This is a genomic window from Streptomyces tateyamensis, assembly GCF_003205575.1.
Classification (GTDB): domain Bacteria; phylum Actinomycetota; class Actinomycetes; order Streptomycetales; family Streptomycetaceae; genus Kitasatospora; species Kitasatospora tateyamensis.
The window spans coordinates 1-1,235 of sequence record NZ_PYBW01000121.1 but is presented as its reverse complement, the minus strand read 5'-3'; the positions used below and the strand labels follow the sequence as shown (position 1 = coordinate 1,235).

The 1,235-nt window shown below is 67.0% G+C and carries 1 protein-coding gene and 1 pseudogene; both read right to left on the bottom strand.

The genetic code is table 11. From position 1 onward, the window contains the following. Nucleotides 1–33: 33 nt before the first annotated feature. Nucleotides 34–1,110, bottom strand: a complete 1,077-nt coding sequence (locus C7C46_RS36845; protein WP_110672626.1) for an IS3 family transposase — start codon at nucleotides 1,108–1,110, stop codon at nucleotides 34–36. After that, a pseudogene (locus C7C46_RS36840) lies at nucleotides 1,026–1,232 on the bottom strand (transposase); the annotation flags it as partial. The pseudogene C7C46_RS36840 and the gene C7C46_RS36845, both read right to left, overlap by 85 nt. Nucleotides 1,233–1,235 lie beyond the last annotated feature (3 nt).

The window sequence follows — 1,235 nt, the reverse complement described above, 5'->3', positions numbered from 1 at the left end:
TGAAGTTCCCCCCTGATCTTGGACAGCTATTGCTTACGCTGCGGGGGTGAAGTCGTGCTGCAGTCTGGCTCGGGTTTCGAGTGGGGTGAGGTACCCGAACTCGGGGTGCTTGCGGAGCCTGGTGCGGTTGTATTCGACTTCGATGAAGCGGAAGACATCGGCTCGGGCCGCTTCGCGGCTTTCCCAGACGGTGGTGCCGATCTCCGCTTTGAGGAGCCCGAAGAAGCTCTCGGCTACGGCGTTATCGTAGCATATGCCGGTTCGTCCCATGCTCTGTCGCAGGTTCAACTTCGTTATCTCCCGCCGGAATTCGCTACTGGTGTATTCGCTGCCGCGGTCTGTGTGCATGATGCAGCCGGGCTGCAGGCCGCCCCGGCCGGCGGCCATCTTCAGGGCGTCGGTGACCAGTTCGGCGCGGTGGTGGTCGGCCATCGCGTAGCCGATCACCTCGCGGGTCGCCAGGTCGATGACGGTTGCCAGGTACCACCAGCCCTCGATCGTGGGCAGATAGGTGATGTCGCCGACCAGCTTCGTGCCGGGCCGCGCGGCGGTGAAGTCGCGCCCGACCAGGTCCGGGGCCGGGGCGGCCTTGGTGTCCTGTTTTGTCAGGTGGCGTCGCCGGCGCCGGGTGATCCCCCGGATGTCGCGTTCGCGCATGATCCGCTCGACCCTCTTCCGGTTGATCGCATGGCCGCCTCGCCGCAGCTCTGCATGCACGCGCGGGGCACCGTAGGCGCCCCGGGAAGTGGCGTGGATCTCGCGGATCCGACCGGCCAACTCGTCATCGGCGCGCTGGCGTTCGGCAGCGGCTGGCCGCCCGGCGAGCCACGCGTAATAGGTGGAGCGGTTGACGCCCAGGACGCGGCATAGCCGCGCGACACTGAAGCCGTCGGGATTGGCCTCGGCGGCCTTCTCCGTGTCGATGAAGCGGCAGGCCTCGCCTACCTCATCGACTCCTTGGCGAAGAAGGCCGCGGCTTTTTTCAAGATCTCGATGGTCTGCTGCTGTTCCCGGTTCTGCCTGCGCAGTCGTGCGAGCTCGTCCTTCTCCGCGCTGGTCAACGCGCCCGCCGGCCCCTCGCCGCGGTCGGTCTTGTCCTGCTTGACCCAGCCGCGCAGCCCCTCGGGGCTCACGCCCAGTTCCCGGGCGATCTCGGTGACGTTCCGATGCGGCGAAGCCCGGACGAGCGCGATCGCGTCCCGCTTGAACTCGGCCGTGTACCGCTTGCTCATGTT